At 46.6% G+C, this 13,567-nt stretch carries 14 protein-coding genes; 9 read left to right on the top strand and 5 right to left on the bottom strand.

What is annotated here, in order from left to right:
• Nucleotides 1-580 precede the first annotated feature (580 nt).
• A complete protein-coding gene (locus tag ACFSB2_RS16975) occupies nucleotides 581-1,108 on the top strand; it encodes a hypothetical protein (protein ID WP_377944294.1) in 528 nt (175 codons plus the stop codon).
• Nucleotides 1,109-1,185: 77 nt separating this feature from the next.
• Here ACFSB2_RS16975 and ACFSB2_RS16980 read toward each other — a convergent pair whose 3' ends face one another.
• The 4 genes from ACFSB2_RS16980 to ACFSB2_RS16995 form a co-directional block, all read right to left on the bottom strand.
• Nucleotides 1,186-1,869, bottom strand: a complete 684-nt coding sequence (locus ACFSB2_RS16980; protein WP_377944295.1) for a class I SAM-dependent methyltransferase — start codon at nucleotides 1,867-1,869, stop codon at nucleotides 1,186-1,188.
• A gap of 182 nt (nucleotides 1,870-2,051) precedes the next feature.
• Complete coding sequence (locus ACFSB2_RS16985) at nucleotides 2,052-2,690, bottom strand: hypothetical protein (protein ID WP_377944296.1); 639 nt, start codon at nucleotides 2,688-2,690, stop codon at nucleotides 2,052-2,054.
• Nucleotides 2,691-2,954: 264 nt separating this feature from the next.
• Complete coding sequence (locus tag ACFSB2_RS16990) at nucleotides 2,955-3,386, bottom strand: hypothetical protein (RefSeq protein ID WP_377944297.1); 432 nt, start codon at nucleotides 3,384-3,386, stop codon at nucleotides 2,955-2,957.
• 104 nt (nucleotides 3,387-3,490) lie between these two features.
• Complete coding sequence (locus ACFSB2_RS16995) at nucleotides 3,491-4,372, bottom strand: PhzF family phenazine biosynthesis protein (RefSeq protein WP_377944298.1); 882 nt, start codon at nucleotides 4,370-4,372, stop codon at nucleotides 3,491-3,493.
• Between the two features lie 738 nt (nucleotides 4,373-5,110).
• Between ACFSB2_RS16995 and ACFSB2_RS17000 the strand changes: the two genes are divergently transcribed.
• From ACFSB2_RS17000 to ACFSB2_RS17020, 5 genes are all read left to right on the top strand, one after another.
• Nucleotides 5,111-5,542, top strand: coding sequence for a 3'-5' exonuclease (locus tag ACFSB2_RS17000; protein ID WP_377944299.1), 432 nt, complete (start codon nucleotides 5,111-5,113; stop codon nucleotides 5,540-5,542).
• A 44-nt stretch (nucleotides 5,543-5,586) separates the two neighbouring features.
• Nucleotides 5,587-5,730: a putative quorum-sensing-regulated virulence factor gene (locus tag ACFSB2_RS17005; protein WP_377944300.1), complete on the top strand. Its 144-nt coding sequence runs from the start codon at nucleotides 5,587-5,589 to the stop codon at nucleotides 5,728-5,730.
• Nucleotides 5,731-5,955: 225 nt separating this feature from the next.
• Nucleotides 5,956-6,420 carry a hypothetical protein gene (locus ACFSB2_RS17010; protein WP_377944301.1) on the top strand — a complete coding sequence of 155 codons (465 nt, stop codon included), beginning with the start codon at nucleotides 5,956-5,958 and terminating at the stop codon, nucleotides 6,418-6,420.
• Nucleotides 6,421-6,537: 117 nt separating this feature from the next.
• A complete protein-coding gene (locus ACFSB2_RS17015; RefSeq protein ID WP_377944302.1) occupies nucleotides 6,538-7,044 on the top strand; it encodes an HAD family hydrolase in 507 nt (168 codons plus the stop codon).
• A 573-nt stretch (nucleotides 7,045-7,617) separates the two neighbouring features.
• Nucleotides 7,618-8,163, top strand: a complete 546-nt coding sequence (locus tag ACFSB2_RS17020; protein ID WP_377944303.1) for a nucleotidyltransferase domain-containing protein — start codon at nucleotides 7,618-7,620, stop codon at nucleotides 8,161-8,163.
• A 176-nt stretch (nucleotides 8,164-8,339) separates the two neighbouring features.
• Here ACFSB2_RS17020 and ACFSB2_RS17025 read toward each other — a convergent pair whose 3' ends face one another.
• The gene (locus ACFSB2_RS17025) at nucleotides 8,340-8,750 is read right to left on the bottom strand and encodes a cytochrome P450 family protein (protein ID WP_377944304.1); all 411 of its coding nucleotides are present in this window, start codon (nucleotides 8,748-8,750) and stop codon (nucleotides 8,340-8,342) included.
• Between the two features lie 189 nt (nucleotides 8,751-8,939).
• On the opposite strand from ACFSB2_RS17025, the gene ACFSB2_RS17030 reads away from it, so the two are divergent.
• The 3 genes from ACFSB2_RS17030 to ACFSB2_RS17040 all read left to right on the top strand — a co-directional run bounded on the left by ACFSB2_RS17030 (nucleotide 8,940) and on the right by ACFSB2_RS17040 (nucleotide 13,535).
• A complete protein-coding gene (locus tag ACFSB2_RS17030) occupies nucleotides 8,940-11,273 on the top strand; it encodes a glycosyltransferase family 39 protein (RefSeq protein WP_377944305.1) in 2,334 nt (777 codons plus the stop codon).
• Nucleotides 11,254-12,282, top strand: coding sequence for a glycosyltransferase family 2 protein (locus ACFSB2_RS17035; protein ID WP_377944306.1), 1,029 nt, complete (start codon nucleotides 11,254-11,256; stop codon nucleotides 12,280-12,282). Before ACFSB2_RS17030 ends, ACFSB2_RS17035 begins: the two co-directional genes overlap by 20 nt.
• Nucleotides 12,283-12,416: 134 nt before the next feature.
• On the top strand, nucleotides 12,417-13,535 hold the full coding sequence (locus ACFSB2_RS17040; protein WP_377944307.1) for a Gfo/Idh/MocA family protein: 1,119 nt from the start codon (nucleotides 12,417-12,419) through the stop codon (nucleotides 13,533-13,535).
• Nucleotides 13,536-13,567: the final 32 nt, after the last annotated feature.

Raw genomic sequence — 13,567 nt, forward strand, 5'->3', positions numbered from 1 at the left:
TTTGTTCATTTGCCCCCGTTCTAATCGCGAATAAGCAGAATGGTTCGGGAACGGCGCAGAGGTCGCTAATCGTAAAAATGTTGCATTCCAATTCCCCGGCAGCTAATAAAACAGCGACTTAACTTCGCAAGAGATAAATTTTGTCCAAAGCAATTTCGATTGCCTGTGGCGGCATTTAACGAACCAGCGATCAAGGTGTATAAACGGATGGGAGCAGGATCGATCAAAACGTTTATGAATAACACGAACGGCGGTGTTTACGGATTTCTTGAGATGATTGCCGATGCTTGAGGATATAGATGCCCTATCACCAAGGAATACAACCTCATGAAATCAATAACACACACCATCCCCATCGTCTGGTCTAACGTTCGAACACCGTTGTATATGTTTCATTCGAATTCAAAACGTCAATCACACAAAAACGACGAAATTCACTGTGGTACAAGGGACTTCATTGTTTTTGTGAAAGAGACATATTTCATTTGTGTTTCGTTGAATATCTGGTTTTGAATAGTGAAGTTCATAATGCAGACCCTAGAACGAATCTCCATTATGATGTTTTGGAGGAACTGACTCAATGAGATGGATTTATTCGTTAACTGGGATAACCATTCTTTCCATGTGTACACTGTTTACCCCATTGGCTAAGGCAGAAACAAAATCATCTTTGGTTAAACAGCCGTCCAACGTTTTGCCATTACCTCACACTGAAATTCTCTATCCTGTAAATAAATATAAAAATGCTATGGGTACTGCACTTATTTACGACGTGTGCTTACCATATGACAAGCCTGTATACGGGTGTTTGCCGAGGAGAAACATCAGTATCCATGCCAATTTCTTACCCACTCCATCGTCACTTGGAAATTACGATGCGTATGCTGGTTTTGCCCAAATCCCTAAAGAAATAAGTTGGAGTTTTACATTGTTACCTGGAGAACAGCACACTTACAAACCAACCTGGGGAGACAGCCCTCCAACTTGGGCAGGAAGATTTGACTTGATTTCTGTTACTGTGCCGAAGGATGTCGTTATTCAAGTACGGCTGTGTAATTCGAAAACACAAAAGTTAGGTCCGGTTGTACTGAGAAATATACCCAGATAACCGTAAAGCGGCTAATGTCAGTTAAGGGGAGTTACGGTAACCGTTCAATGTGGCACATATTTTTGTGTTTAAGTGTTCTATTCCTTATCAAACCACAGAATTCTCCTTGAAAGGAGTTGATGCTTATGATGTGATTTTTCGATATAACCAGTTGGTTTGTAATCCCATTCAGACAGCTTATTTTCTAGGGCATTTGTGTTGCGTTTTTCTACATAGGAACCCAGTAGCAGTCTGCCCTTAGGTGCAACATAGTTATTAAATAAATGGTCAAGAAAACTCTGTTGTTTGTTTATTGGTACGTAACTAAGCTCTTTTACACAGACAAAGTCATACTTTTTTTCCTCTGGTGCCCAATATAATGCGTTACCAATAAATAGCCTATCTTTCCAGTCGGGAAGTCTTTTTATTGCTAGATCAATAAGACCCTCTGAAATATCTAATCCATGAAATTCAATGTTGTAATATCTTAAGCCCTTCGTCCATTTCTCTAATGATTCCAGTAAGTAACCATTTGCACAACCGACATCAATGAATGAACCATCTTTATTTATCGCTTCGAGTATCATTAGGTGCGAGAGAGAGTAATGATACTCATCTTCACTATGTCCCGATTGTCCTCTTGGATTATCACTTTCTAAATAATTGCGTGTAAAATACTGTTTGTTTATTTCGTACCACTCTTCCTCTGAAATTTCCCCCTGCTCTAAAGCTCTCTGTTGTTCCTCATTAAATCTGTATGCTCGGTCAATGATACGCTCCACATTTAACTCCTCGTCGGACATATGTTACACCCTCTTTTTCAACGAATATGAGAATAAATTCTATAATGGCTCGAAAAACCCTACGGGGCAATCCAGTAGTCATTTTTTGAGTCCGATATCGAGATGTTCCGTCGACTTCTTGAATTTAACACTCCAGTTAGCGACAGAACGCGAGTTGTTGCTTATGCTAATTCTCGAACCTTTGCTAACCACCATTCCTTGTTATGTACGGATAAATTCGGTTGATGTACGCTCATAATGGCGTAAGTTGAATTGACCTCTACCACGTTGGCAAGACCCGTATAAACGAAATCTACAGTTAAGCCAAAGGGGCGAACTGTTCTCCCAAACTCATTCTCCACTTGGTTTACTATGGGATGAAAGCCCAATAATTGAATCCAGTAATTCACGCCTTGTTGACCACCTGCAGTATGTCCCCACCAATCTCTAAATGACTGGAAAACCTCTCCGCATCGGGTTCGAAGGGGCACTTCAAGGTCACCAAAGTGACCATTTGGTGCAAAATGCCTACTCCATCGTCCTTGATGACTATCATGGGCTAACTTTGCTCGGTCAAGCACTAAGTCATTCCACCATTGATTCCATTGCTCGACTAGTGTCTTATGTTCCTCGACATCTAAAGCTTCAAGGCAGTATGCTGACCACATCTGTTCTCTGCTAAAAGGAAGGGTGTCTGTTATGAGGTCAAAGGAGCACGCTACATAAATTGCGAAATTTAAGTCTATTGGAGCATCTGTCATCAAACGCCACGCAGGTTGTGTTCCCTTTTGCATTTTAAACACGCCTTCTTTCTTCAACATTCCTCTCCGTTACCCCCATAACACGTTCCGATATGGAGTGCTTCGTTAACAGTATAACTTTGCGGAAAGATGCGATTTACCTGTTCTAAACGAAGTCTCTGAAAGAAACTCAAGGATATTTAGTTTCATTCGTAAGCAAAAGGCCGAGGGGAAAATTCCTCGGCCTTTTGCCCTAGTACAATCAACTGGTTTAATTCCATGGTATGCCCAAAACCCTAATACTTGTCTATGTTCGTTGGTTATTTTCCAGTCCGTTAACCTTTTTTACGTAGCCTTTTTAAAGTGGAATAACGTAATGCCATCATTTAATTCTACAGTCTTTACGACTCCTGGTAACATTTTCACTGTCACGGTAGCAAACCCATTTAAGGACTCTGAATTGGTGATACGGAATGATACACTTTTGAGCTCTTTAACTGATGCGTCGTGTGACTTTATGTAGTTTGAAAAGCGCTCATTAAGCATAGATAAGTTTGAAGGCTCATTAATGTCAAGATAATAATACCGGCCTTGTGATTGATAAGTCCTCTTGCCGTGTAAATCAACATAGACCATTGCTTTATACAAACCCGTTTGCAGCTTATTGTTAGTTGTTTCTATGACATCCTGAGAGAGTTTTCCCCAAATAAAATACCCAACAATGATACAGATCACTGCCAATAATGCGATGGTATTCCTGCCAAAGCGAATCCCCACAGTCAAATCACCTCTAACTAAGCTGACTTGAATTAACGGTCCATTAACGTGTTTTACGTCGACTTCTTGAATTTAACGCCCCCGTTTGTTTAACGAGAACGCATTCAAATTTCAATATCATATTCGGTAACGTAAACGCCTGACCCAGAAATCTGTATGTCATTTCCTTGAGAACCGATGCTTACAAAAACATATCCATTTCTCCCGATTTCGTGACCTTGTTCAACTACAAGATTCACTTGTTCAGAATCACTTTTTATATATCTGCTATAGTAAGCTCCCATGACTCCTGAGGCTGTACCAGTAACAGGGTCTTCAACTGTTCCTGAATACGGAGATGAAAAGTGGCGTGCATGCATGTGGGCTTTTGGGTCGTGCGTTTCCAAGCAAAACGGATGAACTGACATTCGTGGCATTTGTACAAGTACACTTGGAAACTGTTCATTATGCGGAGTCATTCTTGAGAATGATTCGAGCTTCTTTATAGGAATCAATAAAGTCCAAATACCTGTACTGCCAAAGACGACGGGTAAGTTCTCGTCGATGTCTTCCCTTGTAATCCCGATTGAATCAGCAAGCTTATCGAGAGAACCTTGAAACTCAACAAATTCTGGTGATGCCTGTTTCATTAACACCATGAATGATTCATCAGAAGTCGACGTCACCTGCATAGGTAAAATTCCTACATTCGTTTCAACTGTTAAGTATTGACCGTTTATAAGTTTTCTCGACCGTAACCCAAACAAACTTGCCACCGTTGCATGACCGCATAGATTTATCTCATGACTAGGCGTGAAGTATTGTAAACGTAAATCAGCGACGTCTGATTCCAGAACAAATGCAGTTTCATTAAATCCTACTTGCTTAGCTACTGCGACCTTCTGTTCTTCTGACAGTGTATGCCCGTCAAAAACCACGCCAGCGGGATTACCCTTATCTTTTTCAGTGCTGAAAGCATTGTAATGATAGACTCGAACATTACCCACTACACATCACCCCTCCTATAAAAACATAAAATTCGTTGTCTTCTGCCGCTAACCTGTCCCGTTAGCTCCATAACACGTTCCGATATGGAGTGCTTCGTTAACAGTATACTTTGCGGAAAGATGCGATTTACCTTCTCTACACGAGGTCTTTGAATGAAACACAAGTCTATTGTGTTTCATTCATGAAAATGCCGAAACCCTTGTGCTGCAACGGGTTTCGGCATTTTATGTTTGTCCGAGTTTTCAGGGGATTAGCTTGAACGAAACATAACTGAATTCAATGCATGGATATGTTTCTTAGGAGTCGTCCTCTTCTGTGGTTGTTTTGTCGTTCTTTTAAACTGCTCTTAGAATTATCATTCTCAGATGAATCAGGCCTGAAATTGCGGGTTTTCTTCCGGGAATACACCATATTTCCCTCGCGAATACTGCCAAGAATACATTCGTAATGAGTAATCTTCCATCCAACCTATCTATATTACGGAGTTCTTCAACAACTTTATCGAATATGGGCTATTTAATTCTGGGGTAAAATTAAATATGATTTGTATATTTGGGAGTGCACCATTCGTAGGGCCCCATGAATAGGAGTTTCGTTCAATGTACCGAATGTAACAATTGCAATCCAGCACTGGAATGAGGTTTTATCATGCGTATTCAAGACACGAAGTTTGTTGCACTTGATACAGAAACCACAGGTATCGTCCTAATTCGGATAAAGTCGTCGATATCTCACTTGTGGAGGTATCACGCAATGGAATTAAGCCACTTTACAATACATTGATTCATCCCAATCGAGATATACCACCAACCGGATCGGCCGTGCATCATATAACCCTCAAACATGTGGCAGATAAGCCATTGTTTGAAGAGGTTTGGCCAACGATAATGGAGCACCCCCAAGATGCCGTCATCGTCGCACACAACGCACAATTCGACCGCTCAATGACTCCAGAAACGGGACGACCGTGGATATGCTCGTATCGGCTCGCTCGTCATTTGTGGCCTGATGCACCTGGGCACAGCAATCAGGTACTGAGGTACTGGCTTGGGATTGACGTAGACGCGGAGGCTGCGCACAGTGCGGCAGGAGACACATTAGTGACAGCACACCTGTTTTATCGGGAGTTGGGATACTATCGGAAACACATTGCCAATCAGACCAGGTAGAGAAGCTCATCGAGTACGCGGAATCGCCGATACCGATTCAGGTAATGCCGTTTGGAAAGCACAAAGGAGCTCGGTTGGACGAGGTTCCATCGAGTTATTTCTCGTGGGCGCTGCAGAACATGACTGATTTGGACTCGGACTTGCGCATCGCAATGCAAGAGCAGGCTGCGACACGGAATGAGGGATGAAATGCAGGTAATGGTGATGCAAAAATTTTGACGTTTACTTTGCGGAAACTCTTAAACACTGGGACTAGGATCGCCATTATAGACGGGATATCATGAGGATGTTTTAATGTCGATTGTTCTGGCATTAATTTGTGTATAGATATTCACTGTGTCAGCCTGACTCCTTATGGCAGTAGCGGACAGGATAGCTGAAGAATGAATTGATGAGATGTAGGGGGATTTGTCTTGAGCTTGAAACACGATTTTTATCTCATCAAAGGAACGGCAGACATACAAGATTATTGGAGGCATCGGGCGGACGCCCATAACGTAATCGACTCGGTTACCATCAAGGATGATGTTATTCAATACATCTTGGACACGTTGGATTGGATACCGAGTAAGAATCCTGCGTTAGACGGAAATCCGAATGGACGGGGTATCAATTATCATGGTGTCACGCTTTTTGATAAGAAATCCTCGCATTCATTGAAGGCCATTTTTACCGCTTGGCGAGATTTATTCGCAAATGCACCCAATCAAATGGAACTGACTGGCGAATTTATTACTGAATCTGGGTTAGAGTCAGCGGGACGCTATGAAACCCTATCCCTGGACAGAGATGAGGTCATAAAGGTATTTGAACAAATCATCGCAATGTCTGAACGTTTAAATCAGAGCGATATGTATGTGTATCACTGCGGCATATGACAGGTGATCTGCTAACGGGATCGGAAATCAAATAAGTGAGTTGTGATTCCTGAATAATCATTAATTTGTAGTTTTGCAGCTTTCTTGAACACATGGGACAGGTGGGGGCGTGAGTATATGCAAATAAAGGCACTTGTATTGGATTGGGGCGACACGGTAATGCGTGACTATCCCGATGAAGCCGGAGCCATGGTAACATGGGCAAAGGTTGAAGCCATTCCAGGTGCGGACGTAGCATTGGGTCATTTTTCGAAATATTTTTATTGTTTTCTAGCGTCTAATGCGGGAGATTCCAATTCGGTGTTGATGGGAAAAGCGTTGGAACGGGTTGGAATCAGGCAATACTTTCACCATCTGTTTACATCGAAAGAATTGGGAGCATCCAAGCCAAGTCCTGAATTTTTTCGCGGAGTTGTTCGTGAGTTGGAATTACAACCTTGTGAATGTGTAATGATCGGAAACGATTATTACAAAGATATTGTCGGTGCTAAGAATGTTGGGATGCGTACCATTTGGTTTTGTGAATCCAAAGTTGTCCAAAGTAAGAACACTAGTGCAGATACTGTCATTACGGATATGAAGGAGCTCATTCAAGCGGTCTCCGCTCTCAATGAAAATCAGTAAATTGCTATTAGATGTTATTGCAGTTATGGGACGTTAATTCAAGAAGCCGACGTAAAGAAACCTTATTAGGGAGGGGCATTTTTGAACAATAAACTTTCGATTGTGGCAAAAAGTTTATGGGCTTGAGTCGCCTGTGTTACGGCGTTTTAGGGGGTCTATTACTTATGCTTACGGTATAACACCTATGTTGAGTTGGAAAAACAAAAAGACAGGGCATGGGCAGGACCTCCACTTAGCTGGCTGCAATCCACAGCAGTTTTAACACATTTTGAGTGTTGGTGTGTTGGTCTGATAATAATTACCATTGCGGTATTCTACATGCACAGATTACGTGTTTTTACAGCACCTAGAAGCTAAGGAGCTTCTTCAGTTAACGGGGGCATTAACTGAAAAAAAGATTGAACCCTCGTGTGTATGAATATTCAGTTCGATGTTCAAAGCCATTATGGCGCTATGGAAGCAAAGTGTGCAATAGTGCCACTTATAGAAATCTGAATAGATGATTGAGAGAGGAATATGCAGGAAATTGTTATGATCAAAGCTCATGACAGCGCGTGTGAAGGAGGTTTTTATATGTCAGAGCATGACTTACATGTTCAAACCATGACCCAGCTAGAAGTGTTGAGGGAGATCAGTCTTGTCTTTTCTTCTCTACAATACGATTTCTGGCTGCGTGGAGGATGGGCAATAGATTTTCTGTTTGGGAGAGTTACTCGGCTTCATGATGATATTGACCTGGTTACTTGGATACATCACCGAGCCAAAATAGAGCAAGCCCTTAAGGAAGCGGGCTATGAACAGATTCCAGTCAGAGAACCATTCAACGGTCGGCAGTCTGATTTTCGAAAAGAGACTGTTGATTTGCAGATTGCTTATGTCAGCCGTCTGAAGAATGGCAGCATCATACTGAACGATTTACCGGAATGGGAGTGGAGGTTCGATTCGTTACTAGAGCATATGTTTGTATTGAACGGCATTTCTGCCCGTGTGATGAACCCTCGCCAATTACTTCAAGAGAAGGATGACTACGAAGAAGACGGTAGAATCCCTCGTCCAAAAGACTTTGAAAGCAGGAAGTTACTCCAAAGCATTTTAGATAGCGGACGCTTCTCAGAATAAACCGACTCATATGCGTGCTGTCCTAAAAAGCGACGGGATAGAACTTTCCACTCATCTTATAAAGCCATAGGGATCGTAGCCCCAATAACGCTTCGTGTCCGTCTTGAATAGACACGCAATGGGCGAAATTGATCATTGCTATACATTGTATATATCAGGACGTCACTACGACTTTTCTACAAATCCATAAATCGTAATACGTTCACCATCTGAAACAAGTTGGATCCAGTGAATCCTTTGTCGGTTCGGATGGCAAAGAGGTTGACGCTTTGACCACCCAAAACCGTATCTTCTGCTGCCACACGTACAACCATGTGAACGGGGCAACGATAGCGCAACACTTCTTCGATGACATGTGGAACTCGTTTCGGATGAAGGCGAAGGGACTCCAGTGCGGGGCGATTCTCAAGCAGGTTCCAAATTGAATTGCCGATTAATTTTACAATGGTCACATGTCCTACCAACGACAGCAACTTACAAAACGAGAGTAGATCATCTTCAGAAAGGCGTTCTCCATCGATCTCGGCCAAAATGAGAGAATTGATTAAGAGATTTCTGCGCCAAGCATAACCAACTTCTCGCTCCAAGCCCCTCGTCTCCTATCCTATTCCCCCCACGCACATATTTTCAGCAATCTCTAAGCTTCGTCTCATCCGCGTCTCAGGTTGTTGCCCCATGATATGGGCAACGGATGATGAACTTGATTGACTGAATGAGGCCGCTGCCGCGAAACCATCGCGCAAGGCGGCCAATGTGCGAAGAGTGGAGGAAATGGTGTGGCACGTTTCAAAATGAAGTGGAACCAAGTGGTGCTCGGCCTCATTTTGCTGGTTTCCGCATTTCTCAATGTCTATGCGTTGAATCGCGAAGGATACGGCAACGACTACTATGCCGCCGCCATCAAGAGCATGGTGATGAACTGGCATAATTTCTTTTTCAACTCGTTCGATCCCAATGGATTTATCACCATTGATAAGCCGCCGGTCGATTTCTGGATTCAGGCGCTCTTTGTCAAAGTGTTCGGCTTTCATGGCTGGGCGATGCTTTTGCCGCAGGCGATTGCCGGCGTGTGCAGCGTAGCGCTGCTTTACCATCTGGTGCGGCGCATCTTTGGCGTGGTTGCCGCCATCATTGCCGCGGCGGTGCTGGCGCTCACACCCATCGCGGTCGCCGTGCAAAGAACGAATGAAGTAGACGGCTTGCTTGTGTTTGTCATGCTGTTGGCGGCGTGGTCGCTGTTGAAGGCGATGGAGACGCGCAAGTTGCGGTGGCTGATTTGGGTGGGCGTATTTGAAGGCGTCGGCTTCAACATCAAAATGCTGGAGGCCTATTTGATTCTGCCAGCCATCTATCTGGTGTATATTGTCGGCGCGAAAGTGAACTGGAAAAAGAAAATTGGTCATTTGGCGGCAATGACAGCCGTGTTGGTCGTGCTGTCTTTCTCCTGGGCAGCCGCGGTCGATCTCACCCCCGCCAGTGAGCGTCCGTATGTGGGGAGCACGGAAAACAACAGTGAGATCTCTCTGGCATTTGGCTATAACGGCTTGCACAGATTGACGGGCAACATGTCCATTGGACCAAGTGCACAGACGGGATCGAAAAAAACGCAAATGCCCAATTTCCAATCTGGCGCAGGTGGAAATTCGGCTCCACAAGGCGCAACTGGAGGCACACAGACGCAGTCGTCCACTGCTTCTAAAGCGAAAGGTACTGCAAACAGCCAAGGTTCAGGCGGTTTTACTGGTGGGCCGTCAGGGAACTTCGGTGGCAAAGGTCAAGGCAGCTTGGGGCAAGGGCAGGGACAAAGCAGCAGTGGCGCCAGCCAGTGGCAGGGCAGATTCGGCCAAGGAAAAGGCGGTTTCCCTGCCAACGGTCAAAGCTCGGGCGGGAGCTCGGGCATGTTCGATACAGGCACGCCGGGTGTCCTTAGGTTGTTCCAGAGTTCGTTGAGCGACCAAATCAGTTGGTTGTTGCCCATCGCGCTTTTGGCCGTCATTCCGCTGCTCAGACGGGTTCGTTGGCGTCGGCCATGGACAAGGCGAGAACTGGGGACGTTGTTCTGGATCGCTTGGCTCTTGCCGATGGTCGTGTTCTTCAGCATTGCGGGATTCTTCCACCAGTATTACTTGATCACGCTGGCGCCAGCGATTGCTGCTTTGACAGGGGCTGGCCTCGTGAAAATGTGGAAGGATCTCCGCGGCAAGGGCATTTGGCGTTACGCTTTGCTCGTTGTGATGCTGGTTGATTTGGGATTTGAATGGGGCATTGTCAAGAACTATCCGACGGTGCGCACGGGCTTGCTGATTGGCAGTATTGGCGCTGCGGCGCTGGCCGCGCTTTTCATCTGGCGTGGACAGCGCAAACACTTCAAAAGGATAGGCGTCATTTTCGGCGTTTTGTCACTGCTCGTCGCGCCTGGTTATTGGGCGCTGACGCCGATTTTGGATGGCGTGAATGCGTCGATGCCTGCGGCTGGACCGCAGAGCAGTTCGTTCGGAGGCGGCATGGGGAATATGACCATGTCCAACCAGACTACGGGAACGAGTGACAGCGCGCTTATCGCGTATTTGGAGAAGCATTACAAGGCTTCGCAGGGTTCGTACTTGGTGGCCACCCAAAACGCCGATACGGCTGCGCCCATCATCATTGCAACAGGATTGCCCGTGATGGCAATGGGCGGCTTTAACGGATCGGACCCAGCCATTACGGTGAAAAAGTTGGAGCAGTTGACGAAGTCCGGCAAACTCAAATATTTCTTGTTGCAAACCGGCGGCGGCTTTGGCGGCGGCGGACAGGCGGGCCAAAACACGGCGACTGACGCGTCAGCGCGCACAAGTGCAGCGCAAGGCAATTCAAGTAGCGCAAATGGCAAGAAATCAGCTGTGACGGGTATGCCAACCATGCTGGGTGACGGCAATGCGGGCGAAGCGTTCAGCGCCTTTGGCGGTGCTGGCGGTATGGGTGGATCACAGTCGGCCATCACAAAGTGGATCACCGCGCATTGCAAGGTGGTGTCTTCCAGCGCGTGGGAATCAACGACCGCCACCACGTCTTCCAGCGGCCACAACATGGGAGGAGGAGGAACGCTGTATGAATACGTCGGATCGTAATCATCCGCCACAGTTGAGCGCCCAGCCATCGTCCGGTCAGTCTGCGCGCGGCCGGATGGATGTTCGGTATTCGGTGATTGTGCCTGTGTACAATGAAGCGGAAGTGCTGATGGTGACGCATGCGCGCCTCAAGGCCGTCATGGAAACCTTGGGTGAAGCTTACGAGTTGATATTTGTGAACGATGGCAGTTTGGACGGATCACGCGAATTGTTGGAGCGGTTGATTCAAGACGAACCGAACGTCAAAGTGCTCAACTTCTCCCGGAACTTTGGCCATCAAATCGCCATCAGCGCAGGCATGGAATACGCCTGCGGCGATGCGGTTATTGTCATTGATGCGGATTTGCAAGATCCGCCTGAATTGATCATCGAGATGATCGCCCGTTGGCGGCAGGGCTATGAAGTGGTGTATGCCAAACGGCTGGTGCGGCGTGGGGAGACATGGTTCAAGCGCTGGAGCGCGCTGCTGTTTTACCGCGCTTTGCGTTGGATGACAGATGTGGATATTCCCGTCGATGTGGGCGACTTTCGCCTCATTGACCGGAAGGTTTGCGATGTGATGAACAGCCTGCGGGAAAAAAGCCGATTTGTGCGGGGAATGGTGGCATGGGCGGGCTTTCGGCAAACCGGGGTGGAGTATGTGCGTGAACCCCGCTATGCAGGTGAAACAAAATATCCATTAAAAAGGATGTTGCGGCTGTCAGCGGACGCCATGACTTCCTTCTCGGAAAAACCGCTCAAATTTGCAATGTACATGGGCAGCCTGTTGACACTGGCCAGCGCCGCTTTCATTTTGATCGCGCTGGGGATGGTGCTGCTCACTAACCACGCGGGTTCCGGCATGTTGCTCTTTGGCGGCATCTGTGTGTTTTTCAATAGTTTGGTGCTCGTGGCCATCGGCATTCTCGGCCAATATGTGGCGCGTGTGCACGACGAGGCGCGGGATAGACCGCTTTATATTCTGGATGACCGATTGGGCTTTGAACAGCCTGTGGATGGCAGAGGATAGGAATGCGCGCGCTCAAAGCGCCAATCGGGGCGGCGCGCAAATTCATCGACTTTATTTTCAGAAGTAATGTGTGAAAGCGTGCTATATTTAAACTGTCTGGACAAATCCAATCACAGGCATGGAGGCGGTTTCACATGGGGCAATCGCAATTGCGTCTTGGTATGGTAGGCAGCGGAGATATCAGCAAGCGTTTTTTTGAACAGGCGTCTCGTTTGGAAGATGTGAAATTTGTCGCGACGTGTGCGCGTCATCTGGAAAATGCGGAGAAAAAGGCTCGTCAATACGACGTACCCCGTTGGTACGATGACTACAAGGTGATGATGGACGAAGAACAATTGGACGGTGTGGTCGTCACGACGCCGCATTCCGTCCATGCGGAAGTCGTCATTGCCGCTTTGGAACGCGGACTGCACGTACTGAACGAAAAGCCGATGGCGACCAGTTTTGAAGATTGTCGGCGGATGGTGGAACTCGCAGCAGAAAAAGGCCTGATCCTGATGAATTTGCCGTATGATTTGAATCCGACGTTTCTCGCGGCGACAGAATATGTAAAAGAGGACGTCATCGGCAAAATCACTGGCGCGGAAGCGCAACTGTCGATTCCTGGACCGCCGCGCGACAATTGGTATTACAACCGAGCTGTCTCACATGGCGGGGCTGTGTTGGATTGTCTTGTCTATCCCGTCAGCCGCTTGATTGCCTTACTTGGCCCGGCAACCAGCGTCACTGCAGAAATCAACACGTTGATTCCCAACCGGATTGTAGGTGAGGGAAAGAAAATTCAGAGTGATGTCGATGACAATGTGACATTGATTGTGGAATTCGCTGGGGGACAACATGCGGTCGTTCGATCCTTATGGGGCATTTCCTTCGCGCAAAACAACACGATTGTGTATGGACGCAAAGGCGCAGTCGCGATGAACGACGCTGGATTTGATCTGGTTGTCCATTCTCCAGAACGCCCCATCGACGATGCGGACGAAGTGACCTGGCGCGGCGTTTCACAGTGCTATGTTCCGCACAAACGGCCAGACTTCGGACCGGAAGATGACATCATGGGTCACTTTGTAAACTGTTTGCGGACAGGGCATCAGCCCAAGTGTTCGGCGCAACAGCAGTTGCATGTGCACGAAATCATGTTTGGCGCGTATGAATCGGCCAAAACTGGCCAACGGTATGCGCTCACGACGACATTTGAACCTTGGAATCGGCTAGACCCAGCGATTTTTGACACCAAGACACAGTACATTTAAGCGGTTAGCGACTCGACATGCCTGGTTGACTG

It is taken from the genome of Alicyclobacillus fodiniaquatilis, from assembly GCF_042678105.1.
Lineage (GTDB): Bacteria > Bacillota > Bacilli > Alicyclobacillales > Alicyclobacillaceae > Alicyclobacillus > Alicyclobacillus fodiniaquatilis.